This is a genomic window from Microcoleus sp. B6-A1 (assembly GCF_036705085.1).
Taxonomy (GTDB): domain Bacteria; phylum Cyanobacteriota; class Cyanobacteriia; order Cyanobacteriales; family Microcoleaceae; genus Microcoleus.
Map to the genome: position 1 here is coordinate 7,994 of NZ_JAUBTU010000098.1, position 1,460 is coordinate 9,453.

Here is a 1,460-nt window from a genome sequence, read left to right on the forward strand (position 1 = left end):
TTCCGGGCCCGGCGATCGCATCGGATCGGGTGCTAGCAAGGTGACAATTCTGCTTAATCCGATCGACTACGCGATTACTGCTGGTGTTGCAACCGTTACAGAAGGCAACTCCGGCACAACTGCTGCCACTTTTACTGTTACCCGCAGCGGTTGCACTGAGTTGGCGAGCACAGTAGATTATGCGATCGCAGGTTCTGCTACAAACGTCAGCGACTACAACAACATCGGCGGCACATCCGGTGCAACTGCTGCGACTGGTACGATTAATTTTGCAGCGGGCGAGACATCGAAAACCATTACTCTCGATGTTTTAGGCGATGCGGCGATCGAAACTAATGAAACCCTTGAGGTTACGCTTTCCAATCCCTCGGTATTAGATTCTACACCGACAATTACCACTGCTACCGCTACCACAACTATTACTAATGATGATACGGCTGGCTTTACTATTAACCCAACAGCATTAACTACAAGTGAAGTTGGTGGCAAGGCAGAATTTACACTCAAACTCAACGCTCAACCTACTGCTGACGTTACCATCGGTTTGAGGAGTGACAATCTGGCCGAAGGAACAGTTTCAACTAATAGCTTAACTTTCACTTCTGCTAACTACGATCAACCGCAACCAATAACGATAATTGGTGTTGACGATTTAGTAGCTGATGGCCCTCAACCTTACAAAATTGTCACGGCTGCTGCTGTCAGCAACGATGTTAATTACAATAACCTCGATCCTGATGATATCACCGTCACCAACAGTGACAATGAAACTCCGGGAATTACGGTGAATCCGACGGCGGGATTGACTACTGGTGAAGATGGCACCAAGGCTAACTTTACTGTGGTTCTGAATACTCAGCCAACTGCTGACGTGACTATCGGTTTGAGCAGTGACAATATTGCCGAAGGAACAGTTTCAACTAATAGTTTAACTTTCACTCCGGCTAACTGGAATACACCGCAGCCGGTGACAGTAACAGGGGTTGAGGATAGCATTGCTGACGGGGATATTGACTACAAAATAGTCACGGCGGCTGCTGTTAGTACAGATGTGAATTACAGCAACCGAGATGTAGCGGATGTTAGCATTACCAATAAGGACAATGATACCGCTGGTATTTCTGTTACTCCCACGGCAACAACTGCTACAGAAGGCGGCGCGGCGGGCAGTTATGGGATCAAATTAATGTCACAGCCGATCGCCCCTGTTACGATCACTCTCACAACAGGTAATCAGATAGAGGCGATCGCCCCTGTGAATTTCACTACCCTTAATTGGGATAGTGTTCAAACCGTTACGGTGAAAGCTGTTGACGATACGATTGTCGAAGGCGCGCATAGCGGTACTATCACTCATAGTGTGAGCGGCGGTGATGCTAAGTATAATGTGGTTGTGGTTCCAGGGGTGACAGTGGCGATTACGGATAACGATGTAGCGCCACCGCCGCCACCAACTCCGA

1 protein-coding gene is annotated in these 1,460 nt (G+C 48.3%); it reads left to right on the forward strand.

Annotated elements, in window-relative coordinates; all coding sequences use genetic code 11:
• A partial coding sequence (locus QUB11_RS26165; RefSeq protein WP_333256208.1) for a Calx-beta domain-containing protein occupies nt 1-1,460 on the forward strand: 1,460 nt, incomplete at both ends.